This is a genomic window from Streptomyces sp. NBC_01264 (assembly GCF_026340675.1).
Taxonomy (GTDB): Bacteria; Actinomycetota; Actinomycetes; order Streptomycetales; family Streptomycetaceae; genus Streptomyces.
Genome location: NZ_JAPEOX010000001.1, coordinates 4,769,578 through 4,796,466, shown reverse-complemented (window position 1 = coordinate 4,796,466; position 26,889 = coordinate 4,769,578). Strand labels below are relative to the sequence as shown.

Below are 26,889 nucleotides of genomic sequence, written 5' to 3'. Positions count from 1 at the left end.
TCCAGAGCACCCTGAAGGAGAGGGATCCCTTCCCGGCCATCTTTGATGCTTGCGATTCTGAAAGGCCAACAATCTTGGCCGCCTCGCTGAAGCCGATGTGTTGTGGCAATAGATCGGAAACTCGATAGTAGAGATCCCGTCCACCCAGGATCGCCCCATCTGTGCGGGAGTAATGGCGGGAGTATCTGCCTCATCACGGCAACCGCTGCGGAGTTTCTCATGGAGAACCTTGACGCGGCTCATGACTCCCATTCGTTGCAGCAGGGCTCCCGTGCGTTCGCCACGAATTCTCTCATCGGCATCCGGATCCTGCACCATGCTGGCGTCAATGATGACGATGCGCACAGCGTGGAATCCTCCTCACGCACGGCATCGGCAATCAGATGCTCCGCACTTGCCGCACACGTTTCCGAGCTTCCGGCCTCCAGCAGGCCGCGAGCGCCGGTGAACGCACGGGTCATCATTGTGTCCAGGAGTTTCTTGGATGGCATGTCACCTGCCGCGGAAAACCATACCTCCAAGGCCCCTTCTATCATCGCTGGTGATGTCGGAAACCTCGTAACGCCATTTTCGCGCCAACTCTTTCGACCATCCTCCAAAATATGGGGTCAGTAGATCCAGTAGGATCATCGGCCACTTTCTCCCTCTCCTGTTGGTCGCTTTCTCTCGCCAAAGTGCCCACCGATTCCCAGAGGCGCAAGCTTGCTACGGACTTCGTTCGGCCAAGTCGAGCCTTCTCGCGCAACACCGGATATGTGGGATGGCTCTTGATCGCGCACGCTTGAACATCGCCGACATGTGTGCAGATGGGTTCCCCGTTGCAGTCACGCTGAACTCGTTCAGTGATTAGGGTGAAGATATCGCGCATGTTTCCTCTCGCGCCGCTAGATCGGGCCTGAGGAAAAACATGGGGCGCGGTCGTTGCGCTTCGGGGATTCCTGCTGGAATCCAGCCCCATCGAGTGAACAATGTTTGGCGGCATGGTGATATGCGAGGTGTGAGTGGCGGCACTCGACAGGTGGCGCTCTGCCTGCGGCAGGGTGGGATCCTCGGCCTCAGGCGGCCGCATGTCGACCTTGCGTTAAAGGGCATGACGGTCCATCGGAACCAGCCCCGCTTCGCGCATGGCTGTGTCAACCGCTGCGGGCGCAGCCTGGCTGTTGCCTGTGCTGCCATGAACACGGCTGATCTTCACGACGTACCACTGGCGCGGTGCTCGCGACGTGTCACTTAGCTGGCTACGGGGTGGCGCTCCCCGTTGCGTCCAGCCCGACAGCTTCGTCTAGCTGGTTCGCGACCAAAGGGGCCATCGCTGTCGCAGGCTGACTGCGACTGCCGGACACAGCCGGCGGCGACCCGGCGGATGCGTTCGGTCAAAGCTCGGATTCGGGTCGTTTTCGGCCCTCTCCAGGGTTGTCCGGCCTAGGGTGGTCTTCAGGCATGGGCCCGTGGACCACAGCGTGGAGGAGCCGATTATGAGCACTGCCCCGAATCTGCCGCTCCCGCCGCGCAGACCTGAGGAGCCTCATCCGCTCCGGACGATCCGGGAGATCCGGGAGTCTCTGCCCGAGCGGCAGCTCGGACACTTCGATGCCGAGCTCGCCGACACCGACATCGATGCCCTGCCCGACATGCTTCACCGCTGGGCGACCCTGGGCAGCGACGGGTTTCTCGATCGGCTCACGGAGGCTCCGTTCGAGGGGTTGGAGTTCGGGCAGCGGTCCTACGACGACGAGGCGGACGGCGGGTGATCTATCTACTCGACACCAACGTGGTCGCAGAGATCACCACCCGGCCGAAGCCTGCCCCGGCTGTTGTCGCCTGGGCTCGGTCGGTTCCGGCTCCTGCCCTCTACCTGAGCGTCATCATGGTCGCGGAGATCGAAGCGGGCATTGAGGGAACACCTGATCCGGTGCGGCGTACCGTTTTCGAGCTGGCGCTCATGGACATCCGTGATCAGTACCGCGACCGGATCGCCGCCGTTGGAGAGCGGGAGGCACTCGCCTACCTCGCTCTTCACCGGAGGCTCAAGAGTGCCGGGACCAGCATCGATCCTCCCGATGCGCTGATCGCTGCCACCGCCCTGGCGAACGGCTGGACGCTGGTGAGCCGGAACATCAAGCATCTGGCGCGATCAGGCGCACTCCTGCTGAACCCATGGGAGTACGAGGGATAGGCCATCGAGGCCGGGATCTGGTGGATCGCCCGGCTATGCGGCAAATAAATGAGACTGGAACTGAGACCATGGAACGCAAAGAGCCCCACCGCAAGCGGTGGGGCTCTTCAACGTATTGCCCGGTGAGAGCAATGGCGGAGGATACGAGATTCGAACTCGTGAGGGGTTGCCCCCAACACGCTTTCCAAGCGTGCGCCCTAGGCCACTAGGCGAATCCTCCGGGGCAAACAATACAAGACGTTGAGGGGTGCTCGCGAACGTGATCGTCGGGGGACTCCGGCGGGGATCCGGGTCGGGGTCTGAGTCGGGGTCCGGGTCGGGGTGCGGGTCGATTCCGGGGCCCCGCATCCGCTAGGGTGGGGCCCAGCCCCTCACGTGGCGCTATCTCACCCAACTCCCCCAGGGCCGGAAGGCAGCAAGGGTAAGTGGGCTCTGGCGGGTGCGTGGGGGGCGCTTTGCGTTCCGGGACGGGTCGGGCCGGCCGGGCCGCTTAGCCAGAGGACCGCGGGAAACCGGGCGCTCACGGCGGAGTGGCCGCTCACGGTGGACCGGGCGCTCACGGCGGACTTGGCGCCCACGGCGGACCTGGCGGGTCTGCGGGCCACCGTTGTCGGTGGGCCCGGATAACCTCGTATACGTGTCGTCCCTTGCGCTGTACCGCCGCTACCGCCCCGAGTCGTTCGCCGAGGTCATCGGGCAGGAGCATGTCACTGACCCGCTGATGCAGGCCCTGCGCAACAACCGGGTCAATCACGCGTACCTGTTCAGCGGGCCGCGAGGCTGTGGCAAGACCACCAGCGCGCGCATCCTCGCCCGCTGCCTGAACTGTGAGCAGGGCCCCACGCCCACGCCCTGCGGTGAGTGCCAGTCCTGCAAGGACCTCGCGCGCAACGGGCCGGGGTCGATCGACGTCATCGAGATCGACGCCGCCTCGCACGGTGGTGTGGACGACGCCCGTGACCTGCGCGAGAAGGCCTTCTTCGGGCCCGCCTCCAGCCGGTACAAGATCTACATCATCGATGAGGCGCACATGGTCACCCCGGCGGGCTTCAACGCCCTGCTGAAGGTGGTCGAGGAGCCGCCGGAGCACCTCAAGTTCATCTTCGCCACGACCGAGCCCGAGAAGGTCATCGGGACCATCCGGTCCCGGACGCACCACTACCCCTTCCGGCTCGTGCCCCCCGGCACCCTGCGGGACTACCTCGGCGAGGTCTGCGGCCGCGAGGGCGCCCACGTCGAGGAGGGCGTGCTGCCGCTCGTCGTGCGGGCCGGCGCCGGATCCGTCCGTGACTCCATGTCCGTCATGGACCAGCTCCTGGCCGGCGCCGCCGACCAGGGTGTGACGTACGCCATGGCCACCTCGCTCCTCGGGTACACCGACGGGACCCTTCTGGACGCAGTCGTGGACGCGTTCGCCGCCGGGGACGGGGCCGCCGCCTTCGAGATCGTGGACCGGGTGGTGGAGGGCGGCAACGACCCGCGCCGCTTCGTCGCCGACCTGCTGGAGCGGCTGCGCGACCTGGTGATCCTGGCCGCCGTGCCCGACGCCCGGGAGAAGGGGCTCATCGACGCCCCGAACGACGTGGTCGAGCGGATGCAGGCCCAGGCCTCCGTCTTCGGGGCCGCCGAGCTGTCCCGGGCCGCCGACCTGGTCAACACGGGGCTCACGGAGATGCGCGGAGCCACCTCGCCCCGGCTGCAGCTGGAGCTGATCTGCGCCCGCGTGCTGCTGCCCGCCGCCTTCGACGACGAGCGTTCCGTGCAGGCGCGGCTCGACCGGCTGGAGCGCGGTGGTGCGGCCTCCGCCGCCGCGGCCGCCTTCGCCGCGGCCCCGGCCGCCCCCGCCATGGGCTACGTACCCGGGCCGGAGGCCCACGCCATGGCCCCCGCGGCGGTACGGCCCCCCGTGCAGCCGGCTCCGGTGCACCAGGCTCCCGCGCACCAGGCCCCCGCCTCCGCCCCCGTGGCTCCGCCCGAGCCCGTGGCCCCGGCCGCCGCTCCTCCGGCCGCGGCCCCCGCTCCCGGTGCCTGGCCCGGCGCGGCCACCCCCGGCGCCCCCGCGGCCCCGGCTCCGGCCGCCGGTGCCTGGCCCGGTGCCGCGCAGCCCGGTGGCGGCGCCCCCGGTGCCTGGCCCGGCGCGGCCACGCCCGGCGCCCCGACGGCTCCCGCAGCCGCGCCGGTGGCACCTGCCCAGGCCCCCGCGGCCCCGACCGCTGCCGCGCACGCCGTGCCGGACCCCGGCATGGCCGCCGGCGCCGGGCAGATCCAGGCCATGTGGCCGGCCGTCCTGGACGCGGTCAAGAACCGCCGCCGCTTCACCTGGATCCTGCTCAGCCAGAACGCCCAGGTCGCCGGCTTCGACGGCACCACCCTCCAGCTGGGCTTCCCCAATGCCGGAGCCCGCGACAACTTCGCGAGCAGCGGCAGCGAGGACGTCCTCAAGGCGGTGCTCGCCGAGCAGTTCCAGGTCAGCTGGAAGATCGAGGCCGTGGTCGGCGGCGGGGCCCAGCCCATGGCCCCCGTCTCCGCGTCCTCCTACGGAGCTCCGCCCGCGCCCGCCTACAACCAGCCGCCGGCCCAGCAGGCCCCGCAGCAGTCGTACCAGCAGCCCCAGCAGTCGCAGCAGCCCCAGCAGTCGTACCAGCAGCAGCCGCAGCAGCCGCAGCAATCCCAGCAGCCGCAGCAGTCGTACCAGCAGCACCAGCCCCAGCAGCACCAGCAGCCCACCCACCAGGCGCCCCCGCCGGTCGCCCCCGAGGACGACGTCGCGGAGGCCGACGACCCGGACCTGGTGGACACCGCACTGAGTGGACACGACCTGATCGTGCGCGAGCTCGGGGCCACCGTTGTAGAGGAATACACGAACGACTAGGGGGTCCGACTTGGGTGCCCGCACGAAGGGCACCCGGGTGCGCGGGCTAGTCTTCATGGCGTGAAGGTCCTCGTCATCGGCGGCGGCGCCCGCGAACATGCCCTGTGCCGCTCTCTGTCCCTCGATTCCGACGTCAACGCGCTGTACTGCGCTCCCGGCAACGCCGGCATCGCCGAGGTGGCCGAGCTCCGCCCCGTCGACCCGCTCGACGGCGAAGCCGTCGCCCGCCTGGCCACCGAGCTCCACGCCGACCTGGTCGTCGTCGGTCCGGAGGCCCCGCTCGTCGCCGGGGTCGCCGACGCCGTGCGCGCGGTCGGCATCCCCGTCTTCGGCCCGTCCGGCGAGGCAGCGCAGCTGGAGGGTTCCAAGGCCTTCGCCAAGGACGTGATGGCCTCCGCCGGCGTCCCGACGGCCCGCAGCTACGTGTGCACCACCCCGGAAGAGGTCGACGAGGCCCTCGACGCCTTCGGCGCCCCGTACGTGGTCAAGGACGACGGCCTCGCCGCCGGCAAGGGCGTCGTGGTCACCGACGACCGGGCCGCCGCCCGCGCCCACGCGCTGGGCTGCGACCGCGTGGTCATCGAGGAGTTCCTCGACGGCCCCGAGGTCTCCCTCTTCGCCATCACCGACGGCGTCACCGTGCTGCCGCTCCAGCCCGCGCAGGACTTCAAGCGCGCGCTCGACGGCGACGCGGGTCCCAACACCGGCGGCATGGGCGCGTACTCGCCACTCCCCTGGGCGGACCCGAAGCTCGTCGACGAGGTCATGGCCTCCGTCCTGCAGCCGACCGTGGACGAGCTGCGCCGCCGCGGCACCCCCTTCTCCGGGCTGCTCTACGCGGGCCTGGCGATCACCTCGCGCGGCGTGCGGGTCATCGAGTTCAACGCCCGCTTCGGCGACCCCGAGACCCAGGTGGTCCTGGCCCGGCTGCGCACCCCGCTCGCCGGCGTGCTGCTGAACTCCGCCAACGGCACCCTGGACACCCTGCCCCCGCTCAGCTGGCGCGAGGACGCGGCCGTCACCGTGGTCATCGCCTCCCACAACTACCCAGAGACCCCGCGCACCGGGGACCCCATCACGGGCCTGGCCGAGGTGGCCGAGCAGGACGCCCCGTACGCGTACGTCCTGCACGCCGGGACCCGCACCGAGGGCGACGCCGTGGTCAGCGCGGGCGGCCGCGTGCTGTCGGTGACCGCGACCGGTTCCGATCTGGCGGAGGCCCGGGACAGGGCGTATAAGGCGGTCGCGCGGATCGGGCTCGACGGCTCGCAGTACCGCACGGACATCGCGGCGAAGGCCGCGGAATCCCGCTGACCGGCGGCGTTCAGCGCGATTCGACGCAAGCGGGCCCGGTGCGCACTCGGTGCGGCCGGGCCCGCGCGCATGCTCGCGTGCGAGTGCATCCAGCCGCGTTCGAACGCACCCAGCTTTACCCAAAGCCATTCCATCGGGTGATCGTCACCCGGTCTGCCTGACGTCCGCCCGCGCCCCAACTATGGTGCGGCGCAAGCATTCCGGCTCTCATTCCGGCACATGGCCCACCGGCATTGCGATGTCAGTGGCTGGTGTCACAGTGGGGGAGTGAGCAACGCCGCCGCATGGCAGAGGGGGTGAGGTCCGGCCGTGTCCGGAACCAGTTCGATCGCTGAAGTGGGTACGCCGTCCGCGCGTTCCCGTGCCTTGGCCGTGCTGCGTGTGCGCAGCAGGGCACTGGCCGTCGGGCTGCTGCCCGCCGCCGTGGCCGTGGTGCTGGTGAGCGCCCGCATGACGGGCCGGCTCGCCGGTGACCCCTGGCCGGCCGTGACCCTCGCGGTGTGCGCCGTCGCCGCGTTCGTCCTGCTCGTCGGCGGGATCTTCGCCGCCGTCGTGCTGCGGGCCAGCCCCGCCATGACCCCGACCGTGCCGCTGTCGGAATCCGCCGCCCCCGATCTCTACCGGCTCGTGCGGGACCTGGCGGACCGGATGGACGTTCCGGCGCCCTCCGCGATAGCCCTGACCCCCGACTGCGACAGCTGGCTGGAGGACCGCACGCACCCGGCGCACCGCCGGACCGGCACCCGCATATCCGGTACGGCCGGTGGCCCGGAGTGCGAGCCCGGCGCCGCCCCGGTGCTGGTGATCGGTTCGCCGTTCCTGTGGTGGATGAGGGTCGCCGAACTCCGCGCCGTCCTCGCGCCCGTCGTCGCCGGTACGGGACCCTCCGCGCACCCGGACATAGCCGATGCGCGCGGATTCGTACGGGGCCTGGACGCCGCCGTGGACGTGGGCGGCCGGCCCTTCCTCGGCTGGATCGCCGCCCCCGCGCGGCTGCTGCTGCGGCTGTGCCGGGTGGACGCCGCCGAGATGGAGCGCGGGGTCGCCGCCGCCGCCTCGGACCGTGCACAGGGTGTGGACTACGCGCTGCGCATCGTCGCCCAGGAGCAGGTCGGGCTGGCGTACGCCGGCTGGGACCGGCTGCTGACCCGCGTCGCCCTGCCCGCCTGGCGGATGGGCCGCTGGCCCGCGCACCTGGACGCGGGCGTCGTCTCCGCGCTGACCGAGCTGTCCCGGCGCGACCGGCTGGCCGACGGGTTCGCCTCCCGGCTGGGCGAGCGCCCGGCGTGCGATCTGCTGGACCAGCCGGGCGCGGTGGACGAGGCCGCCTCGCTGCTGGCCGCGCGGCTGTTCCACGGCGGCCCCGCCGAGGCCGGGCCGGACTGGTCGCCGGTGGACTGGGCGGCCTATCCCGAAGAGGTCGTCGACCGCAAATGGCGCACGGAGGCGGCCCGCCTGCTGGCCGCCCTGGACGCGCTGTCGGCTTCGCCGGGGCCCGCCGCCTCCACGGTGGAGCGGGTCCTGATCCACCTCGCGGACGCCGATGCCGACGCCCTGGCGGGCCGGCTCAGCGGTGACCTGGCGCGGGAGGCCGTGCCCGCCCTGGCGGCCGCCGCGGGCCGCGGGGCCGACGCGCTGCCGCTGTTCCCGCTGGAGGCCCCGCGCAGCGGCCGGGACCTGCTGGCGGACCACGTCGTGGCGCTGGTGTGCTGCGCCGCGGTCGACTCCGCGGGAGGCGAGCCCGGGCTGGACTGGCTGGACGGTCCGGTCCTGCTGGTCGCCGGGGTGCGGCGGGCCGATCTCGCCGGACCGGTGCTGTCGCTCGTGGAGGACCGCGACCCCGGCCCGCTCCGGGACTGGCTCGCGGAGGTCGGCGTACGCCCCGAGAAGCCGGTCCGCCTGGTCTAGGCCTTTGGGCCGTCCGGTACCCCTGGCACCCCTGGTCCCAGGGCCGGGCCCATCCGGGATCCCCGTTGAAGTTTTCGCGACGAAGGGTGACGGAGTGCGTGCGTTATGTGATGTGCTGGGGGCCGGTCGCGGCGTTCGGGGGAGCGAGGGAGGGGAGCAGCGGTATGGGTGCGGAGCAGATCAGGCGTTGGGAGTCGGGTGCGCTCGCGCACGCGGTGACCGATCCCTTCGGCCAGGGCCCCCTGCCGTGGTTCCGGGGGAGCGAGCTCTACTACGACGACAACGGCCAGGTCGTGCCCTGGTACGTGGACCCGGCGGTCGCCGCCGGGCCGGGGCAGCAGATCCCCCGCGCCCGGGGCGCGGGCGGCCCCCGCACCGCCGACGACGTGCACCGGCAGATCAAGGGGTTCGCCTCCACCGGAGCCGTCGCGCCCGGTGAGGCCATCGACTTCCACATCACCGTGGACCCGCCCCAGCAGTTCTCCGTGGACGTCTACCGCATCGGGCACTACGGCGGCGACGGCGCCTCCAAGATCACCACCAGTCCCCGGCTCTCCGGCATCGTCCAGCCGGCGCCCCTGACCGCCGACCGCACCGTCTCCTGCCACCACTGGTGGCTCTCCTGGCGGCTCCAGGTCCCCTCGTACTGGAGCGTCGGCGCCTACGTGGCGGTGCTGACGACCGCCGACGGATACCGCTCGCACATCCCCTTCACGGTGCGCGACGACCACCCGGCCGATCTGCTGCTCCTGCTGCCCGACATCACCTGGCAGGCCTACAACCTCTACCCGGAGGACGGCAGAACGGGCGCGAGCCTCTACCACGCCTGGGACGAGGAGGGCCGGCTGCTCGGCGAGCGCGACGCCGCCATCACGGTCTCCTTCGACCGCCCCTACGCCGGCGCGGGCCTGCCCCTGCACGTGGGCCACGCCTACGACTTCATCCGCTGGGCCGAGCGCTACGGCTACGACCTCGCCTACGCCGACGCCCGCGACCTGCACGCCGGCCGCGTCGACCCCACCCGCTACCGCGGCCTGGTCTTCCCCGGCCACGACGAGTACTGGTCCGGCCCCATGCGCCGCACCGTCGAGCGCGCCCGCGACCACGGCACCTCGCTCGTCTTCCTCTCGGCCAACACCATGTACTGGCAGGTCGAGCTCTCCCCCTCGCCCTCCGGGGTCGACGACCGGCTCCTCACGTGCCGAAAACGCCGCGGCCCCGGCCGCCCCAGCCTCTGGCGCGAGGTGGACCGCCCGGAGCAGCAACTGCTGGGCATCCAGTACGCGGGACGGGTCCCCGAGCCCGCGCCGCTCATCGTGCGCAACTCCACGCACTGGCTCTGGGACTCCACCGGCGCCGCCGAGAACGACGAGCTCCCCGGCCTGGTCGCGGGCGAGGCCGACCGGTACTTCCCGCGCACGCAGCTCCCCGAGCACCAGAGCCGGATCCTGCTCGCGCACTCCCCGTACGAGGACGGCGAGGGCCACCGCCGCCACCAGGAGACCTCCCTCTACCGGGCCCCCAGCGGCGCGCTCGTCTTCGCGTCCGGAACCTTCGCCTGGTCCCCGGCCCTCGACCGCCCCGGGCACGTGGACGAGCGGGTCCAGCGGGCCACCGCCAATCTCCTCGACCGGATCTGCAAGCGGGACTGACCGGACCCGTTGTCCCTGTTCGCGAACCGGTACGGGAGAATGGGCCGCGCGCTCGTACAGAACCACAGGGAGACTCCGTGCCCGGATTCGTCGAAAAGCCCGAGCCGGTGCAGGTGCCCGGCCTCGTCCACCTCCACACCGGCAAGGTCCGCGACCTCTACCGCGACGAGGACGGCCATCTAGTCATGGTCGCCAGCGACCGCATCTCCGCCGCCGACTGGGTGCTGCCCACCGAGATCCCGGACAAGGGCCGGATCCTGACCCAGCTCTCCCTGTGGTGGTTCGACCAGCTCGCGGACCTCGTCCCGAACCACGTCATCAGCACCGAGCTGCCCGCCGGCGCCCCCGCCGACTGGGCCGGCCGCGCCCTGGTCTGCCGGAACCTCGACATGGTCCCCGTCGAGTGCGTGGCCCGCGGCTACCTGACCGGCTCGGGCCTCGCCGAGTACGAGAAGACCCGTACGGTCTGCGGACTGGGCCTGCCCGAGGGCCTGGTCGACGGCTCCGAGCTGCCCGGCCCGATCTTCACTCCGGCCGCCAAGGCCGAGGTCGGCGAGCACGACGAGAACGTCTCCTACGAGGAGGTCGCCCGTACCCAGGGCGCCGAGACGGCCGCCCTGCTGCGCCAGACCACCCTCGCCGTCTACGGCCGGGCCCGGGACATCGCCCGCGACCGCGGGATCATCCTGGCGGACACCAAGTTCGAGTTCGGCTTCGACAAGGACGGCAGCCTGGTCGCCGCCGACGAGGTGCTGACCCCGGACTCCTCCCGCTTCTGGCCGGCCGACCTATGGGAGCCGGGCCACAGCCAGCCGTCCTTCGACAAGCAGTACGTCCGCGACTGGCTGTCCTCCCCCGCCTCCGGCTGGGACTCCAAGGGCGAACTCCCGCCGCCCGCCCTCCCGCAGGAGGTCGTGGAGCAGACCCGCTCCCGCTACGTCGAGGCCTACGAGCGCCTCACCGGCCAGACCTGGGCCTGAGGCGAAAACGGTGAAGGGGCCCCGGAAACGGGGCCCCTTCACCGTGCGGCCCGGGTCCGGAAACGAAAGAAGTCCCGGTCCGAGGACCGGGACTTCTTCACTACTGAGCGGACAACGCGACTCGAACGCGCGACATCCACCTTGGCAAGGTGGTGCTCTACCAACTGAGCTATGTCCGCAGGTGCGCCGTAGCGCGAGAACTACTATACCCAACCCCGGGCCCGTGCGAGACGCACCGCCGTGTGCCGGTTCTCGGCCCCCAGCTTGGTGGCCGCCGAGGACAGGTAGTTCCGTACCGTCCCCGGGGACAACGAGGCCCGCTCCGCGATCTCCGCGATCGGCGCCCCGTCCCCGGCCAGTTCCAGCACCTCGGCCTCGCGGGCGGTCAGCGGGGAGTCGCCCGCGCTGATCGCGTCGGCAGCCAACTCCGGGTCCACATAACGGCCTCCGGCGTGCACGGTCCGGATCAGCTCGGCCAGCCGCTGCGCCGATACGGTCTTCGGCGCGAAGGCCCGTACGCCGGCGGCCAGGGCCCGCTTCAGGTGCCCGGGCCGGCCGTGGCTGGTCACGATCATGGTCTTGCAGTCGGGGAGTTCGGCCCGCAGGGATGTGGCCACGCTCACACCGTCGGCCCCCGGCATCTGCAGGTCCAGCACCGCCACGTCCGGCCGGTGGGCCCGCGCCATCGCGAGCGCCTCCGGCCCCGAGGCGGCCTCGGCGACGACCAGCAGGTCGTCCTCCAGTCCCAGCAGCGCGGCGAGCGCGCCCCGGATCAGGTGCTCGTCGTCGGCCAGCAGTACGCGTACGGGGGTCATGCCCGCGCCTCCAGTTCTCGGATCGGACCGGCCGCCGGGCCGGGGATCTGCGCCATCAGCCGGAACCGGCCGCCTTCCACCGGCCCGGCCTCCAGCGTGCCGTCCAGCACCGCGAGCCGTTCCCGCAGCCCCGCTAGCCCCGAGCCCGGCGGCCCGGCCGGGGCCTTGGGGGCACCGTCGTTCTCCACCACCAGCGTGAGCGCGCCCGAGGGACCCGCCGTCAGCCGGATCGCGCAACTGCGGGCGTCGCCGTGCCGCAGCACGTTCGTCGTCGCCTCGCGCACCACCCAGCCGAGCGCCGACTGGGCCTCGGCGGGCAGCTCGTGGCCCCGTTCGTACTCGACCAGGCACTCCATCCCGGCCGCGTGCAGGACCCCGCGCGCACCCTCCAGCTCCACCGCGAGGTTCGCCTCGCGGTAGCCGCGGACCACGTCGCGGACCTCCTTCTGGGACTCCCGGGCGATCCGCTGCACCTCGATCATCTGGTCGACGGCCTCGGGGCGTTCGCGCCGCGCGAGCTGTACGGCAAGCTCGCTCTTGAGGGCGATCACCGCCAGGTTGCGGCCCATCACGTCGTGCAGGTCCCGGCCGAACCGCAGCCGCTCCTCGGCCACCGCGAGCTGCGCCTGGACCTCGCGGGCCCGGTCCAGCTCGTACACCGTGTCGAGCAGCCAGCCGGAGAACCCGCAGGCGAAGCAGAGGAAGGCGCTGGTCAGCACCACCCCGACGGCCAGACCGGCGGATTCGCCCGCCGAAACACCGAAGGCGAGGGACGCCAGGCCGACGAAGGCCGCGGCGGCCGGAGCCACGTAGCGCATGTGCCGGACCTTGCGCAGGCACAGGACGAGCGTGCCGCTGGTGAAGCAGGTCATGCCGACCACCAGGGTCGGGGCCACGCTCGGGCCGGTGACGAGGCCCGCCGCGCGCGCGCCGAGGACGCCCAGGGAGGCGGCGGCGGTCACGGCGGTGACGGCGACCGCGAGCCGCACCGGGCGCTCGCGCCGGCCCAGGATCCAGTCGATCGACCGGGAGGAGAGGAAGCCGACGAGCACGGACTGCGCGCACACCATCAGGAAGAGCGTGACCGCGAGCGCCGGGGCGGTCTTCTCGACCATCGATCCCAGTGCGACCAGTCCGATCGACACGATCTCGATGACCACGAAGAAGTGGAACGACCAGCGCGTGTACAGCTCGACCTTCCCCGCGCTGCTGCGGTTCTTCCACCAGCCGCTGAGTTTCATGGCCCCAGTCTCGCGGGCTCCGGGCCGGGGTGGCCATGACACCTGTCATGGATCTCGGACCCGGCGAATAGCCGCGACCGGACATACGACAAAGGCCCCGGTCAATGACCGGGGCCTTCATACGCTGAGCGGACGACGCGACTCGAACGCGCGACATCCACCTTGGCAAGGTGGTGCTCTACCAACTGAGCTACGTCCGCATGCTTCCCACGACAAAAATGCCGTGCGATGCGTGCATCACTCTACCTGATCCACAACCGTGGTCGGTAAAGCGAGCAGAGCGGGTGACAGGGATCGCACACTGCGCCTTCCCCCTGGAAGGAGGATGTTCTGCTACTGAACTACACCCGCACGACTTCGGGGTCTGACCTGCGGCCTCGCCCCTTGGCGTGATCCACACCTTAGCGGACCGGTAGGGGTGGATGGCAAATCGGCTCTCAGTGAGCCGCGTTGTACTCCTCGTAGACCTTCTTGGGGATCCGCCCGCGCGGGGGGACGTCGAGCTGGTTGGAGCGGGCCCAGGCCCGGACGACCGCGGGGTCGGGGGCGATGGAGGTGTGCTTGAAGGTCTTGCCGGAGCGGGCCTGCCGGCGGCCGGCGGCCACGAAGGGGGCGAGGCTCTTCCGCAGTTTCTTTGCGTTGGCCACATTGAGGTCGATCTCGTACGACTTACCGTCCAGCCCGAAGACGACCGTTTCCGATGCATCTCCGCCATCGATGTCGTCGGAGATCGTGACTACTACGCGCTGCGCCACGGATATCGGTCCCTTCGCGCGACGCCGCTCCCGCTGATGTGCGCGGACGGAGCGGTGATGTCGCCTGTGTGGATGTATCGGAGGAATGCATCTTTCTGGCATCGCCGTGCACCGGAAAATACCGGCGCGCCGGAGGATTCCTTTGTACCCCGATTCTCATTGCATTGCGAAGCCCAGTTAATTATCTCCGCGTGTCTCGCCGCAATCCCGGGTACGTGGTTTTCCGGTGGATTTTGCGAAGCGTTGGTGAAGCCGAAACGGCGTGGAGGATCATACAAGAGAGATATCTACCCGCGTAGAAATTTCCTCCAGGTACGCTGAGGGAACCGCCTTCGCACCAACCACCTCATCGGGAGTGCCAGTGGCACGCGTCGTAGTCGACGTCATGCTCAAGCCGGAGATCCTCGACCCCCAGGGCCAGGCGGTGCAGCGTGCACTGCCGCGCCTGGGCTTCGAAGGGATCGCCGACGTCCGTCAGGGGAAGCGCTTCGAACTGGAGGTGGAGGGACCGGTCGACCAGGCCGCCCTCGACCGCATCCACAAGATGGCCGAAACCTTCCTCGCCAACACCGTCATCGAAGACTTCACCGTGAAGGTCGAGGCCTGACGGTGACCACTCGCATCGGAGTCGTCACGTTCCCCGGAACGCTCGACGACCGTGACTCGCTGCGCGCCGTGCGCCTCGCGGGAGCCGAGCCCGTATCGCTCTGGCACCGCGACAAGGACCTGCACCAGGTCGACGCGGTCGTCCTCGCGGGCGGCTTCTCCTACGGGGACTACCTGCGCGCCGGAGCCATCTCCCGCTTCTCGCCGGTGATGGAGAGCATCATCGAGCAGGCCAAGGGCGGCATGCCCGTCCTCGGCATCTGCAACGGCTTCCAGATCCTCACCGAGGCCCACCTGCTGCCGGGGGCGATGCTCCGCAACAACCACCTGCACTTCATCTGCCGCGACCAGAAGCTGCGCGTGGAGAACACGGAGACCGCCTGGACCGGCGACTACACCGCCGGCGAGGAGATCTCCGTACCGCTCAAGAACATGGACGGCCGCTACGTGGCCGACGAGCGGGTGCTGGACGAACTGGAGGCCGAAGGCCGAGTGGCCTTCCGCTACATGGACGTCAACCCGAACGGCTCGCTGCGCGACATCGCTGGCATCACCAACGCCGCGGGCAACGTCGTCGGCCTCATGCCGCACCCCGAGCACGCGGTCGAGCCGCTGATCGGGACGGGCCGCACCGACGGCCTCCCGTTCTTCACCTCGGTCCTGAAGAAGCTGGTCAGCGCATGAGCCTCGACACCGTCAAGAACGCCACCGAGACCCCGGACGCCTCCCAGCCCTGGAAGGAACTCGGCCTCAAGGAGGACGAGTACGCCCGGATCCGCGAGATCCTGGAGCGCCGTCCCACCGGCGCCGAGCTCGCCATGTACTCCGTCATGTGGTCCGAGCACTGCTCATATAAGAGCAGCAAGGTCCACCTGAAGCAGTTCGGCGAGAAGGTCCCGCAGAACGACGCCATGCTCGTCGGCATCGGCGAGAACGCCGGAGTCGTCGACGTCGGCCAGGGGTACGCGGTCACCTTCAAGGTCGAGTCGCACAACCACCCGTCGTACATCGAGCCCTACCAGGGCGCGGCCACCGGCATCGGCGGCATCGTCCGCGACATCCTCGCCATGGGCGCCCGCCCGATCGCCGTCGTCGACCCGCTCCGCTTCGGTGCGGCCGACCACCCCGACACCAAGCGCGTCCTGCCGGGCGTCGTCGCGGGCATCGGCGGCTACGGAAACTGCCTCGGCCTGCCGAACATCGGCGGCGAGGTCGTCTTCGACGCCTGCTACCAGGGCAACCCCCTCGTCAACGCCGGCTGCATCGGCGTCATGAAGCACGAGGACATCCACCTCGCCAAGGCCTCCGGCCCGGGCAACAAGGTCATCCTCTACGGCGCCCGCACGGGCGGCGACGGCATCGGCGGCGTCTCCGTCCTCGCCTCGGAGACCTTCGACGACACCAAGCCCACCAAGCGCCCCGCGGTGCAGGTCGGCGACCCCTTCCAGGAGAAGCTCCTCATCGAGTGCACCCTGGAGATCTTCAAGGAGAAGCTGGTCGCGGGCATCCAGGACCTCGGCGGCGCCGGGCTCTCCTGCGCCACGAGCGAGCTGGCCTCCGCCGGCACCGGCGGCATGCGCGTGGACCTCGACACCGTCCCGCTGCGCGACGCGACGCTCTCGCCCGAGGAAATCCTCATGAGCGAGTCGCAGGAGCGCATGTGCGCGATCGTCGAACCGCAGTACGTGGACCGCTTCATGGAGATCTGCGAGAAGTGGGACGTCATCGCCACCGTCATCGGTGAGGTGACCGAGGGCGACCACCTGGAGATCTTCTGGCACGGCGAGCTCATCGTGGACGTGCCCCCGGGCACCGTCGCGCACGAGGGCCCGACCTACCACCGCCCGTACGCGCGCCCCTCCTGGCAGGACGCGCTGCAGGCCGACGACGCGGGCAAGCTGCCCCGCCCGCAGACCTCCGAGGAGCTCCGCGCGCAGGTCCTGGCCCTGGTCTCGTCGCCGAACCAGGCCTCGAAGTCCTGGATCACCGACCAGTACGACCGCTTCGTCCAGGGCAACACGGTGCTCTCGCAGCCCGAGGACGCCGGCATGGTCCGCATCGACGAGGAGACCAACCTCGGCGTGGCCATGTCCACGGACGGCAACGGCCGCTACGCCAAGCTCGACCCCTACACGGGTGCGCAGCTCGCGCTGGCGGAGTCCTACCGCAACGTGGCCGCGACCGGCGCCAAGCCCCTCGCGATCTCCGACTGCCTGAACTTCGGCTCCCCCGAGGACCCGGACGTCATGTGGCAGTTCGCCGAGGCCACCCGTGGTCTCGCGGACGGCTGTCTGGAGCTGGGCACCCCGGTGACCGGCGGCAACGTCTCCCTCTACAACCAGACGGGCGACATCGCGATCCACCCGACCCCGGTCGTGGCGGTGCTCGGTGTGATCGACGACGTCAACCGCCGTACGCCGATGGCGTTCGCGGAGGCCGGCCAGCTGCTGTACCTGCTCGGCGACACCGCCGAGGAGTTCGGCGGCTCGGCCTGGTCCGAGGTGGTCCACCAGCACCTCGGCGGCATGCCGCCCAAGGTGGACCTGGGCCGCGAGAAGCTCCTCGCGGAGATCCTCATCTCGGCCTCGCGCGACGGCATGATCGACGCCGCACACGACCTGTCCGACGGCGGCGTGATCCAGGCGCTCACCGAGTCCTGCCTGCGCGGCGGCAACGGTGCGCGGATCGTGGTGCCCGAGGCGCTCGACGCCTTCACCTTCCTGTTCTCCGAGTCCGCGGGCCGGGCCATCGTGGCCGTCCCGCGCAGCGAGGAGCTCCGCTTCACCGACATGTGCGGTGCGCGGGGCCTGCCCGCGGCCCGGATCGGTGTGGTCGACGGCGAGGAGATCGAGATCCAGGGCGAGTTCACGCTCCCGCTGGCGGAGCTCCGTACCGCCCACGAGGGGACGATCCCGGCGCTGCTCGCCTGAGCGGCCGGTCCGTACGAACCGCGCAGCCCCCGTCCGGAACCGTTCCGGGCGGGGGCTCGTCCGTTCCGGCAAGGAGCCCGCGCCGACGGCGGTGGCGGGGTCCGCGGGGAAGGGGACGCAGATGGCGCGGAGTCGGGGCCGATGGCTTCCCGGGGTGGCGCTGCCGGTGGTGCTGGTGGCCGTGGGGCTGGGTGGCTGGTACGTCTACGACTGGTACGGGGCCCCCGCGCGGAGCCGGGCGGAGATCGCCGAGGCCTGTCAGGGACTGGTCGACCCCGATGCGGTGATGCGGGCCGGAGGGCTCGGGCGCAGGATCACAGCCAGTACCCCGGGAAAGAACCAGTGCTCGCTGTGGCGTGAGGTGACCTTCGAGGGCCAGGAGCGCCCGCAGGAGTACCTGTCCCTCGTCGTGACGGCCTCCAAGGACGCGGAACCCGGTGCGAGCCGGTTCGAGTGGGACGCCCGCAGCGTCACGGTCATCGCGCGGTGCGCCGGCCCGGCACGGTCCGCCGGAGTGCTCTCCTTCCAGGTGACCGCCAGGATCGAGACCGACGCCGCCACCCGGGGCAAGCCGGGGTTCCTGCCCGAGCTGACCCGCGAGGCGGCCCTGCGGGCGGCGGCGAGAGCGGGCTGCGAGACCAGCCTGCCGGAGGCCCCGAAGATCTGACGGCATGCGGCGCGGCCCGGCCCGGTGTCGGCCACGTGGCGGCCCGCCCCCGGCCAGGGCCGCGTAGGGTCGGCCCATGCCGCCCGCCAAGAAGAAGCCGCGTACGTACGACCAGGCCAAGATCCGCACGGCCGTCCTCGCGCAGTTCGGTCATGTACGCGACGCAGTACGGGAGTTGGACGCCGATCAGCTCGCCCGGCCCAGCGGGGTCGGGCACTGGTCCGTCGCCGAACTGGCCGCGCACATCGCCTGGATCGCCGACTCGCTGGCCGGCGCCCTCACCCGGCCGCCCGCCGCCGTCCCCGAACTGTCCGCCGCCGAGTGGCCGTTCGCGACGGCCTCGCTCGCGGGGAAGATCGCGGAAGCGGCCAAGGAGACGCTGGAGGGCGCCCCGCTCGTCGAGCTCCACGACCGGGCCGGCATCCGCCTGGCCGAGGCGCTCGACGCGAATCCGGGCAGCCGCGTACTGGACCTGTGGATCGGGGCGATGACCCTCGCCGACTTCCTGGTCACCCGCACCGTCGAGCTCGTCGTCCACACCGACGACCTGCGCCGCGCCACCGGACTGGACATCCCCGTGGACCGCCAGGCCCTGGCCGCATGCACCCGGCTGCTCTCCGACGCCCTCGCGCTGAAGGCACCGGGCGGGGCGGTGGAGTTCCGGGTCCCGCCGTTCGCGGTGGTGCAGTGCGTCGAGGGGCCCCGGCACTCCCGCGGCACCCCGCCGAACGTGGTGGAGACCGACCCGCTGACCTGGATCCGGCTCGCCACCGGCCGTACGAGCTGGGCCGAGGCGCTGGACGGGGCCCAGGTCAGGGCCAGCGGCGAGCGCGCCGACCTCTCGGGGCTGCTCCCCCTGATGGGCTGATCCGGGAACCGGTTCGCGGCCGGCCGCGTCCCACCGGCATGCGTACGCTGCCGCTCCTCCCCGCCGCCCTGGTCGCCGTACTCGCGCTGTCCGCCACCGCCACCGCCTGTGGTGACGGCGGTGGCGCGCAGGGGACGCGCCCCCTCGTCGTGTTCTCCGGCTCCTGGTCGGTCGAGAGCCTGACCGTCGACGGAAAGAAGCTGCCGGCCCCCGCCTCCGCCGCCCGGCTGAGCGTGGAGCGCGGCAAGGGCGACGAGGCCGTGGCCACCGGCAACTACGGCTGCAACGGCTTCACCTCCGCGGTGGTCTTCGACTCGCCGTCCACCATGACCGTGACCCCGGGCGCGACGACCGAGCTGGCCTGCGCCGACCTGCCGTTCGAGACGGCCTACCGCAAGCTGTTCCGCGGCGAGCTCACCGTGGAACGGAGCGGGGAGACGATCACCTTGAAGGCCCCGGACGGGAACACGATCGCCCTGAACTCGAAGCCCCCGGCCCCCAACGCCCCGCTCGTCGCCACGCAGTGGACCGTCGACTCCCTCGTCAAGGGCGAGAGCGCCTCCTCGGTCCCGGCCGGCGCCGAGGGCCGGGCCCGCTTCACCGTGGCCGCGGACGGGAACATCAGCGGCAACCTCGGCTGCAACCGCTTCAACGCGTCGGCCGCCGTCGAGGGGAACCGCATCACCGTCGGCCCCCTCACCAGCACCCGGATGGCCTGCGAGGGCGCCTCCGGAGAGGTCGAGCGGGCCCTCACCGAGCTGTTCGGCGGCAGCCCGCTCGTCTGGAAGATCCAGGGCGACACCCTCACCCTCACCGCGACCGGCCCGGGCACCGGCCTCACCGCGAAGGCCGCCTCGGCCGTCGAGTGATCCCGGCCGTCGAGGGCCCCGGCCTCAGACGTGCGCGGTCCCGCCGTCCTTCGCCATCGCCGCGGCGATCCGACGCGCGGACTCGGCCCACACCTCGTCGGGGAGCCTCGGCAGCACGTCGTCCCACAGCGGCAGGCAGGAGCCGCGCAGCTGCAGCATCCCCTGGGGGCGGGCCATCAGGAAGAGGTGCAGGTGGGCCGCCGTCGCCGACCTTGCTGACGTGCACGCGGCCGATCCCTCCGAGCCTGCGGATGGCCCGCTCGATCCGCTGCGCCATTCCGCCCAGCTCGGCGGCCCGCTCGGCCGGCAGGTCCAGCAGATCGTGATGGCCGCGCGGCATCAGCATGAGGATGGCCGGCAGCGAGCCGTGCAGGCCCTTCAGCCGCCAGTGCTCGTCCGTCCACAGGAAGTCGGAGTCCGCCGGCTCGCAGCCCTCGCACCCTTCCGGCCCGGCCTCCCCGTTGCGGGGCGGCTCGGGCAGGACGGGCTCCTCCAGCGGCCTGACCCGCAGCTCGCCCCCGAACGGGAAGGTGTCCCACATCGGGATGCCCTCGGAGGAGAAGGGGATCTGTTCGCCGATCGGCAACCGGCGTACGTACTCACTGGGTTCAGGTATCGGGTCCGTCATGATCCACAGCCTTCCACAGGCTGTGGACCACGTCACCGCCCCCGGGGACGGGTGAGGGGACGGGTGACGGTACGGATGATCAGCCCGGGTACGGCAGCAGCCCCGCGTCCGTCTTCTCCCAGGCCGCCCGCAGTTCGGCCAGCCGGGCCGGCTCCAGCGCCGCCTTGTCGGCCTGCTCGCGGATGTCCCCGGCGAGGTTGAAGAGCTGGTCGCGGCCCGCCTTGCCGCGGTAGTACTTCCAGTCGCCGCGGCGCAGCGCCCGCTCCCCGCGCACCCGCCAGAAGAGGTCGCGCTCGGCGACCTTCTCGCCGCGCAGCAGGTATCCGGCCAGGCTGACCCCGTCCAGCGGGTACGCCGGGTTCGCGCGGGCGCCGGCCAGTTCCAGCAGGGTGGCCGTCCAGTCCGGGGTGAAGACCGGCACGTGGCTGACCTGGCCGCCGTCGAGCCGTGCGGGCCAGCGCACGATGTTCGGGACGCGGATGCCGCCCTCCTGGAGGGAGGCCTTGTTGCCGGAGAGCGGCCAGTTGTGGGAGAAGCGCTCGCCGCCGTTGTCGCTGGAGAAGAAGACCAGGGTGTCCTCCTCCTGCCCGGAGCGCTTCAGCGCCTTCAGCACCTCGCCGATGGAGCGGTCGAGGTCCTCCACCATCCGCTTGTACTTCTCGATGGACCCGCCGTCCTCGTGCCACAGGGCCCGCCGGTCGCCGGCCTTGATCCGGCGGGTGACCTCGGAGCTCGCCTCGGTGTCCCCGTCGGCGATCCACGGCCAGTGCGGGGTGGTGAAGTTGAGGTTCAGCAGCCACGGCTTGTCGCCGTGGTCGCGGGAGACGTACTCGCTGGCCCGCTCGGTCAGGATCCGCGTGTAGTAGCGCAGGTCCTTGTACTCGGCGTCGCCCTCGTAGAGGTCGTAACTGCCGTCGCCGGACAGCTTGGAGTAGTACTCCAGCGCTCCGCTGAAGTTCCCGAAGAACTCGTCCCAGCCCGACTTGGTCGGGCTGTAGTCGGGCAGGGAGCCGCAGTGCCACTTGCCTATGAGCGCGGTCGCGTACCCGGAGCCGCGCAGCAGCGAGGCCAGCGTGGGGTGGGTCGGCTCCAGGCCCGCCGTCTTGTCGGCGATGGGCTCGGCGAGCCCGCCCTTGGCGCGGCCCGGGTAGCGGCCGGTGTACAGGCTGAAGCGCGTCGGGGAGCAGGTCGCCGAGCCCGAGTAGGCGTCGGTGAAGCGGACGCCCTGGCGGGCGAGCCGGTCCAGGTTCGGGGTCTTGATGTGCGGGGAGCCGTAGGAGGACAGGTCGGCCCAGCCGAGGTCGTCCCCCAGGATGAACAGGAAGTTCGGGCGCCGGGAGCGGCGTCCCCGCTCGGCCCGGAACTCCCGCTCCTGCGGGCTCGCGTGCTGTGCTTCCGCCACGGGAGCCGCCTGGGCCGGGGCGGCGACGCCCACCCCCACCGCCGCGGCGGCCGCGGTCGCGCCGACCGCGCCGCCGAAGGCGCGCCGGGACAGGTTGGATTCGTACGAGGTCACGGGTACTCCAGAGCAGGGCCCGCAGGCCTTCCGGCGCGGGCCGGCTCCGGGCGGCGCGGGACGGCGCAGGGCACGGCGGAGCGGACTCGAGCGGAAAGCGGCGGGGAAAGGAGAAAAAGGAAAAGGAAAAGCGCGCGAGCTACGCAGAACAGCGACAGATGGCGCTGGCGACACGGACGAGGTCCACGTGTCGGCGCGCGACGAGGGTGACGGTGCGGTCACCGAGAGGCTGCATGGCCCGGAGCTTGTACGAAACGACAGGCGACTGTCAACCAGGGCAATCCGGATATTGAGACGACCGGCTTCCGAACAGGTCCCGTCACCCTGCGTGCTGTGACATTTCCCGGGCGTCCCCAATTCGGACCAGTGGTCGATCTCGCCTACACTCGGGGGCGTGCCTCGTGGTGATGGACGACTCAACCACGACCTGCTCCCCGGCGAAAAGGGCCCCCAGGACGCTTGCGGCGTCTTCGGTGTCTGGGCTCCGGGTGAAGAGGTCGCCAAGCTCACCTACTTCGGACTGTATGCACTGCAGCACCGTGGACAAGAGTCCGCGGGTATCGCTGTGAGCAACGGTTCCCAGATCCTCGTCTTCAAGGACATGGGCCTCGTTTCCCAAGTCTTCGACGAAACCTCTCTCGGCTCGCTCCAGGGTCATATCGCGGTCGGTCACGCCCGCTACTCGACCACTGGCGCCTCCGTCTGGGAGAACGCTCAGCCGACCTTCCGTGCGACCGCCCACGGCTCCATTGCCCTGGGTCACAACGGCAACTTGGTGAACACCGCCGAGCTCGCCGAAATGGTCGCCGACCTCCCCCGTCAGGACGGCCGTGCCACCCAGGTGGCGGCCACCAACGACACCGACCTGGTCACCGCCCTGCTGGCCGGCCAGACGGACGACGACGGCAAGCCCCTGACCATCGAGGAGTCGGCCACCAAGGTCCTCCCGAAGGTGAAGGGCGCCTTCTCGCTCGTCTTTATGGACGAGGGAACGCTCTACACCGCCCGTGACCCGCAGGGCATCCGCCCGCTGGTCCTCGGCCGCCTGGAGCGCGGCTGGGTGGTGGCGAGCGAGACCGCCGCCCTGGACATCTGCGGCGCCAGCTTCGTCCGCGAGGTCGAGCCGGGCGAGCTCATCGCGATCGACGAGAACGGTCTGCGGACCTCTCGCTTCGCGGAAGCAAAGCCCAAGGGCTGTGTCTTCGAGTACGTCTACCTGGCGCGCCCGGACACCGACATCGCCGGCCGGAACGTCTACCTCTCGCGTGTCGAGATGGGCCGGCGCCTGGCCAAGGAAGCCCCTGCCGAGGCCGACCTGGTGATATCGACACCGGAATCGGGCACGCCCGCCGCCGTCGGCTACGCCGAGGCCAGCGGGATCCCGTACGGCGTCGGCCTGGTCAAGAACGCCTACGTGGGCCGGACCTTCATCCAGCCCTCGCAGACGATCCGCCAGCTGGGCATCCGCCTCAAGCTCAACCCCCTCAAGGAAGTCATCCGGGGCAAGCGCCTGGTGGTCGTGGACGACTCGATCGTCCGCGGCAACACCCAGCGCGCGCTGGTCAAGATGCTCCGCGAGGCCGGCGCGGCGGAGGTCCACATCCGGATCTCCTCGCCGCCGGTGAAGTGGCCGTGCTTCTTCGGCATCGACTTCGCCACCCGGGCCGAGCTGATCGCCAACGGCATGACGGTCGACGAGATCGCCACGTCGATGGGCGCGGACTCGCTCTCGTACATCTCGCTCGACTCGATGATCGAGGCGACGACCATCCAGAAGCCCAACCTCTGCCGTGCCTGCTTCGACGGCGAGTACCCCATGGCGCTGCCCGACCCGCAGCTCCTGGGCAAGCAGCTCCTCGAATCGGAGCTGGCCGGCGGCACGGACGCCGCCGACGCCCTCCGGCGCCCGTAGGGCCCGAGGCCGACGGTCCGCGGGCTCGCCCGAGCCCGCGGACCGGGCCCCTCCTTCCCCCACCTCCTGCTCAACCTGCGCGGGGCCTTCCTTTCAGGCTTTTCCAGGGCCTCGCACCACACGCAGCAACGACACGAAAGCTCTCTCCTGTCATGACAGAGAAGACCACCGGTGCCAGCTACGCAGCCGCGGGCGTGGACATCGACGCGGGAGACCGCGCCGTCGAGCTGATGAAGGAGTGGGTGAAGAAGACGCAGCGCCCCGAGGTCCTGGGCGGCCTCGGCGGTTTCGCCGGCCTCTTCGACGCCTCCGCCCTCAAGCGCTACGAGCGCCCCCTGCTCGCCTCGGCCACCGACGGGGTCGGCACCAAGGTGGACATCGCCCGCCGCATGGGCGTGTACGACACCATCGGCCACGACCTCGTGGCGATGGTCATGGACGACATCGTCGTCTGCGGCGCCGAGCCGCTCTTCATGACCGACTACATCTGCGTCGGCAAGGTGCATCCCGAGCGTGTCGCGGCCATCGTCAAGGGCATCGCCGAGGGCTGCGTCCTGGCCGGCTGCGCCCTGGTGGGCGGCGAGACGGCCGAGCACCCCGGTCTGCTGGGTCCGGACGACTTCGACGTCGCGGGCGCGGGCACCGGCGTCGTCGAGTACGACCGCCTGCTGGGCGCGGACCGCATCCGTACGGGCGACGCCGTCATCGCGATGGCGTCCTCCGGTCTTCACTCGAACGGGTACTCGCTGGTCCGCCATGTCCTCTTCGACAGGGCCGGAATGTCCCTCGAGGGCCACGTCGAGGAGCTCGGCCGGACCCTCGGCGAGGAGCTGCTGGAGCCCACCAAGATCTACTCGCTGGACTGCATGGCCCTCACGAACGCGGCCGACGTGCACGCGTACTCCCACATCACCGGCGGCGGCCTCGCGGCCAACCTCGCCCGGGTGATCCCGGACCACCTGCACGCCACGGTCGACCGCTCGACCTGGACCCCGGGCGCGATCTTCGACCTGGTCGGCAAGGCCGGGCAGGTGGAGCGCCTGGAGCTGGAGAAGACCCTGAACATGGGCGTCGGCATGATGGCCGTGGTCCCGCAGGAGTCGGTGGACGTGGCCCTGACCGCCCTGTCCGACCGGGGTGTCGAGGCCTGGGTCGCGGGCGAGATCCTGGACCGCGGCGACCACACCGAGGGTGCGACGATGACCGGCGACTACGCGGTCTGACGGGCTCGGGGGAGCCGGCCACCACCGGCTCCCACCTGCGCGAACAGCACGGAAACCCGGCCCGGGGCAATGCCCTGGACCGGGTTTCCGCACATGTGAAGCTGTGTGCCGCGCTTAAGGATCAGCGCACTCAGCGCACCGCGAGTTCGACGCCGACGGGCGCGTCAAGCACCGCGACGGTAGACGGACGGACCGGACTCTTCGTCCTCGTCGTCGTCATCGCTGTTGTAGCGCTCCGCGTACTTGGCGTACGGGTCGTCCTCGTCATCATCATCAAGCTCGTCATCGACGACCGGCTCGCTGACAGGCAGCGGTTCCGTGTGCGATGCGCCCAGCTCATTGGCCAGACGCGACAAGTCAGTCCCGCCGCTGCTGTACTTCAGCTGGCGGGCGACCTTCGTCTGCTTGGCCTTTGCCCGGCCGCGCCCCATGGCTCGACCCCCTCGGTGACGGGGCTCGACGGCCCCAGAGTCTGACACGCGTTCATGGTTCGGAGCGGGCTCTCCGTGGAGAGACCGTCCGTAGGGGTTTAACGGTACCTGCTTCCGCGGCCATACGGTACGCCGCCCGCATGACGCGCCCCGGTGCAGTACCAGCAAGGCGCCCCGTCCTCGCTGGTCAGCTGCGATTTTAGCCGTTTCCTGACGAGCGACCCGCCGAAGCGCAGTGAGTTCCGTCTCGCTGCGCCCCGACGGGCCGCCCAGAAGCCCCACAAGGGCCCCGTGAGGATCGGGAGGGTCAGACCGCGCGTGCCGCGCTGCGGGCGTCCGCCATCCGCTGCTCGGCGATGCGGTCGGCCGCCGCGGCCGGCGGAATCCCGTCAGCCTTCGCACGTGCGAAGATCTCCAGCGTGGTGTCGAAGATCTTCGTGGCCTTGGCCTTGCAGCGGTCGAAGTCGAATCCGCGCAGCTCGTCGGCGACCTGGATGACCCCGCCCGCGTTGACCACGTAGTCCGGCGCGTAGAGGATCCCGCGGTCCGCGAGGTCCTTCTCCACGCCCGGGTGCGCGAGCTGGTTGTTCGCGGCACCGCACACCACCTTCGCGGTCAGGACCGGCACGGAGGCGTCGTTCAGGGCCCCGCCGAGCGCGCAGGGGGCGTAGATGTCCAGGCCCTCCACGCGGATCAGCGCCTCGGTGTCGGCGACGGCGGTCACCTTGCCCGGGTGCTTGTCGAGGATCCTCTGCACCGACTCGGCGCGCACGTCCGTGATGACGACCTCGGCGGCGTCCTCCAGCAGGTGCTCCACCAGGTGGTGTCCGACCTTGCCGACGCCCGCGACGGCGACCTTGCGGCCGCGCAGGGTCGGGTCGCCCCACAGGTGCTGGGCGCTGGCGCGCATGCCCTGGAAGACGCCGAAGGCGGTGAGGACCGAGGAGTCGCCGGCGCCGCCGTTCTCGGGGGAGCGGCCGGTCGCCCAGCGGGTCTCGCGGGCCACGACGTCCATGTCGGCCACGTAGGTGCCGACGTCGCAGGCGGTCACGTAGCGGCCGCCGAGGGACTCCACGAACCGGCCGTAGGCCAGCAGCAGTTCCTCGGACTTCAGTACGTCCGGGTCACCGATGATCACGGCCTTGCCGCCGCCCAGGTCGAGCCCGGCGAGCGCGTTCTTGTACGACATGCCGCGCGAGAGGTTCAGCGCGTCGAGGACGGCCTCCTCGTCCGAGGCGTACGCGTGGAACCGCGTACCGCCGAGGGCGGGGCCCAGGGCGGTGGAGTGGATCGCGATGACGGCCTTCAGGCCGGAGGCTCGGTCCTGGCACAGCACGACTTGCTCGTGGCCGCCCTGTTCGCTGCGGAACAGGGTGTGCAGGACGCCGTCGGTCATTTCGGTCACTGTGGTGACTCCCATGGAAGAGATGCGGCGGGAAAGACGCCCGCCCTGCGGGTGGGGGAGGGCGTGCTGGGAGCAGCGTAAGACCTCCGGAGCCCCGCGCTCCTCCAGGTCCGTAGATCGG

23 protein-coding genes, 4 tRNA genes and 1 other RNA gene are annotated in these 26,889 nt (G+C 70.8%); 16 read left to right on the top strand and 12 right to left on the bottom strand.

What is annotated here, in order from left to right; translation table 11 throughout:
- The first annotated feature begins 1,475 nt into the window (after window positions 1-1,475).
- Window positions 1,476-1,751 (top strand): hypothetical protein, encoded by a 276-nt coding sequence (locus tag OG435_RS22215; RefSeq protein ID WP_266879015.1) that lies wholly within the window; start codon window positions 1,476-1,478, stop codon window positions 1,749-1,751.
- On the top strand, window positions 1,748-2,176 hold the full coding sequence (locus tag OG435_RS22210) for a type II toxin-antitoxin system VapC family toxin (protein WP_266879014.1): 429 nt from the start codon (window positions 1,748-1,750) through the stop codon (window positions 2,174-2,176). Before OG435_RS22215 ends, OG435_RS22210 begins: the two co-directional genes overlap by 4 nt.
- Before the next feature lie 132 nt (window positions 2,177-2,308).
- Here the strand turns inward: OG435_RS22210 and OG435_RS22205 are convergent.
- Window positions 2,309-2,396 (bottom strand) — tRNA-Ser (locus OG435_RS22205).
- Between the two features lie 142 nt (window positions 2,397-2,538).
- Between OG435_RS22205 and ffs the strand changes: the two genes are divergently transcribed.
- The 6 genes from ffs (at window position 2,539) to OG435_RS22175 (ending at window position 10,902) form a co-directional block, all read left to right on the top strand.
- Window positions 2,539-2,637: signal recognition particle sRNA small type (gene ffs, locus OG435_RS22200), an RNA gene on the top strand.
- 176 nt (window positions 2,638-2,813) lie between these two features.
- The gene (locus OG435_RS22195; protein WP_266879013.1) at window positions 2,814-5,048 is read left to right on the top strand and encodes a DNA polymerase III subunit gamma and tau; all 2,235 of its coding nucleotides are present in this window, start codon (window positions 2,814-2,816) and stop codon (window positions 5,046-5,048) included.
- Between the two features lie 60 nt (window positions 5,049-5,108).
- A complete protein-coding gene (purD, locus tag OG435_RS22190) occupies window positions 5,109-6,362 on the top strand; it encodes a phosphoribosylamine--glycine ligase (RefSeq protein ID WP_266879011.1) in 1,254 nt (417 codons plus the stop codon).
- A gap of 309 nt (window positions 6,363-6,671) precedes the next feature.
- Window positions 6,672-8,270 (top strand): hypothetical protein, encoded by a 1,599-nt coding sequence (locus OG435_RS22185; RefSeq protein WP_266879009.1) that lies wholly within the window; start codon window positions 6,672-6,674, stop codon window positions 8,268-8,270.
- A gap of 164 nt (window positions 8,271-8,434) precedes the next feature.
- A complete protein-coding gene (locus OG435_RS22180) occupies window positions 8,435-9,922 on the top strand; it encodes a N,N-dimethylformamidase beta subunit family domain-containing protein (protein ID WP_266879007.1) in 1,488 nt (495 codons plus the stop codon).
- A 77-nt stretch (window positions 9,923-9,999) separates the two neighbouring features.
- Window positions 10,000-10,902, top strand: coding sequence for a phosphoribosylaminoimidazolesuccinocarboxamide synthase (locus OG435_RS22175; protein ID WP_266879006.1), 903 nt, complete (start codon window positions 10,000-10,002; stop codon window positions 10,900-10,902).
- Window positions 10,903-11,008: 106 nt separating this feature from the next.
- Here OG435_RS22175 and OG435_RS22170 read toward each other — a convergent pair.
- From OG435_RS22170 to OG435_RS22145, 6 genes are all read right to left on the bottom strand, one after another.
- Window positions 11,009-11,081: transfer RNA gene (locus OG435_RS22170), tRNA-Gly, on the bottom strand.
- 24 nt (window positions 11,082-11,105) lie between these two features.
- Window positions 11,106-11,717 carry a response regulator transcription factor gene (locus OG435_RS22165; protein WP_250751962.1) on the bottom strand — a complete coding sequence of 204 codons (612 nt, stop codon included), beginning with the start codon at window positions 11,715-11,717 and terminating at the stop codon, window positions 11,106-11,108.
- Window positions 11,714-12,958 carry a sensor histidine kinase gene (locus OG435_RS22160; RefSeq protein WP_266879003.1) on the bottom strand — a complete coding sequence of 415 codons (1,245 nt, stop codon included), beginning with the start codon at window positions 12,956-12,958 and terminating at the stop codon, window positions 11,714-11,716. Before OG435_RS22160 ends, OG435_RS22165 begins: the two co-directional genes overlap by 4 nt.
- A 127-nt stretch (window positions 12,959-13,085) precedes the next feature.
- Window positions 13,086-13,158, bottom strand: a tRNA-Gly gene (locus OG435_RS22155).
- 79 nt (window positions 13,159-13,237) lie between these two features.
- Window positions 13,238-13,309 (bottom strand) — tRNA-Gly (locus OG435_RS22150).
- An 86-nt stretch (window positions 13,310-13,395) separates the two neighbouring features.
- A complete protein-coding gene (locus OG435_RS22145) occupies window positions 13,396-13,713 on the bottom strand; it encodes a histone-like nucleoid-structuring protein Lsr2 (RefSeq protein WP_266879001.1) in 318 nt (105 codons plus the stop codon).
- Between the two features lie 355 nt (window positions 13,714-14,068).
- Here OG435_RS22145 and purS point away from each other — a divergent pair, with 355 nt between their 5' ends.
- From purS to OG435_RS22115, 6 genes are all read left to right on the top strand, one after another.
- Window positions 14,069-14,320 carry a phosphoribosylformylglycinamidine synthase subunit PurS gene (gene purS / locus OG435_RS22140; protein WP_008740952.1) on the top strand — a complete coding sequence of 84 codons (252 nt, stop codon included), beginning with the start codon at window positions 14,069-14,071 and terminating at the stop codon, window positions 14,318-14,320.
- Between the two features lie 2 nt (window positions 14,321-14,322).
- On the top strand, window positions 14,323-15,003 hold the full coding sequence (purQ, locus tag OG435_RS22135) for a phosphoribosylformylglycinamidine synthase subunit PurQ (protein ID WP_266878999.1): 681 nt from the start codon (window positions 14,323-14,325) through the stop codon (window positions 15,001-15,003).
- Window positions 15,000-17,249: a phosphoribosylformylglycinamidine synthase subunit PurL gene (gene purL / locus OG435_RS22130; RefSeq protein WP_266878998.1), complete on the top strand. Its 2,250-nt coding sequence runs from the start codon at window positions 15,000-15,002 to the stop codon at window positions 17,247-17,249. The genes purQ and purL overlap by 4 nt, the downstream gene beginning before the upstream one ends.
- 121 nt (window positions 17,250-17,370) lie before the next feature.
- A complete protein-coding gene (locus tag OG435_RS22125) occupies window positions 17,371-17,916 on the top strand; it encodes a hypothetical protein (protein WP_266878996.1) in 546 nt (181 codons plus the stop codon).
- Window positions 17,917-17,992: 76 nt separating this feature from the next.
- Window positions 17,993-18,784, top strand: a complete 792-nt coding sequence (locus OG435_RS22120) for a maleylpyruvate isomerase family mycothiol-dependent enzyme (protein WP_266878994.1) — start codon at window positions 17,993-17,995, stop codon at window positions 18,782-18,784.
- Window positions 18,785-18,822: 38 nt separating this feature from the next.
- Window positions 18,823-19,653 (top strand): META domain-containing protein, encoded by an 831-nt coding sequence (locus OG435_RS22115; RefSeq protein WP_266878992.1) that lies wholly within the window; start codon window positions 18,823-18,825, stop codon window positions 19,651-19,653.
- A 24-nt stretch (window positions 19,654-19,677) separates the two neighbouring features.
- Here OG435_RS22115 and OG435_RS22110 read toward each other — a convergent pair whose 3' ends face one another.
- The 3 genes from OG435_RS22110 to OG435_RS50150 all read right to left on the bottom strand — a co-directional run bounded on the left by OG435_RS22110 (window position 19,678) and on the right by OG435_RS50150 (window position 22,032).
- A complete protein-coding gene (locus tag OG435_RS22110; RefSeq protein ID WP_266878990.1) occupies window positions 19,678-19,830 on the bottom strand; it encodes a hypothetical protein in 153 nt (50 codons plus the stop codon).
- 530 nt (window positions 19,831-20,360) lie between these two features.
- The gene (locus OG435_RS22105; RefSeq protein WP_266878988.1) at window positions 20,361-21,797 is read right to left on the bottom strand and encodes a sulfatase-like hydrolase/transferase; all 1,437 of its coding nucleotides are present in this window, start codon (window positions 21,795-21,797) and stop codon (window positions 20,361-20,363) included.
- Between the two features lie 139 nt (window positions 21,798-21,936).
- On the bottom strand, window positions 21,937-22,032 hold the full coding sequence (locus OG435_RS50150; protein ID WP_323187867.1) for a putative leader peptide: 96 nt from the start codon (window positions 22,030-22,032) through the stop codon (window positions 21,937-21,939).
- Between the two features lie 159 nt (window positions 22,033-22,191).
- On the opposite strand from OG435_RS50150, the gene purF reads away from it, so the two are divergent.
- Together purF and purM are read left to right on the top strand one after the other, a co-directional pair.
- A complete protein-coding gene (purF, locus tag OG435_RS22100; RefSeq protein ID WP_266878986.1) occupies window positions 22,192-23,709 on the top strand; it encodes an amidophosphoribosyltransferase in 1,518 nt (505 codons plus the stop codon).
- 152 nt (window positions 23,710-23,861) lie between these two features.
- Window positions 23,862-24,932 (top strand): phosphoribosylformylglycinamidine cyclo-ligase, encoded by a 1,071-nt coding sequence (gene purM, locus OG435_RS22095; RefSeq protein WP_266878984.1) that lies wholly within the window; start codon window positions 23,862-23,864, stop codon window positions 24,930-24,932.
- 164 nt (window positions 24,933-25,096) lie between these two features.
- Here purM and OG435_RS22090 read toward each other — a convergent pair whose 3' ends face one another.
- A complete protein-coding gene (locus OG435_RS22090) occupies window positions 25,097-25,363 on the bottom strand; it encodes a DUF3073 domain-containing protein (protein WP_266878982.1) in 267 nt (88 codons plus the stop codon).
- A 307-nt stretch (window positions 25,364-25,670) separates the two neighbouring features.
- A complete protein-coding gene (locus OG435_RS22085; RefSeq protein ID WP_266881982.1) occupies window positions 25,671-26,768 on the bottom strand; it encodes a Leu/Phe/Val dehydrogenase in 1,098 nt (365 codons plus the stop codon).
- Window positions 26,769-26,889 lie beyond the last annotated feature (121 nt).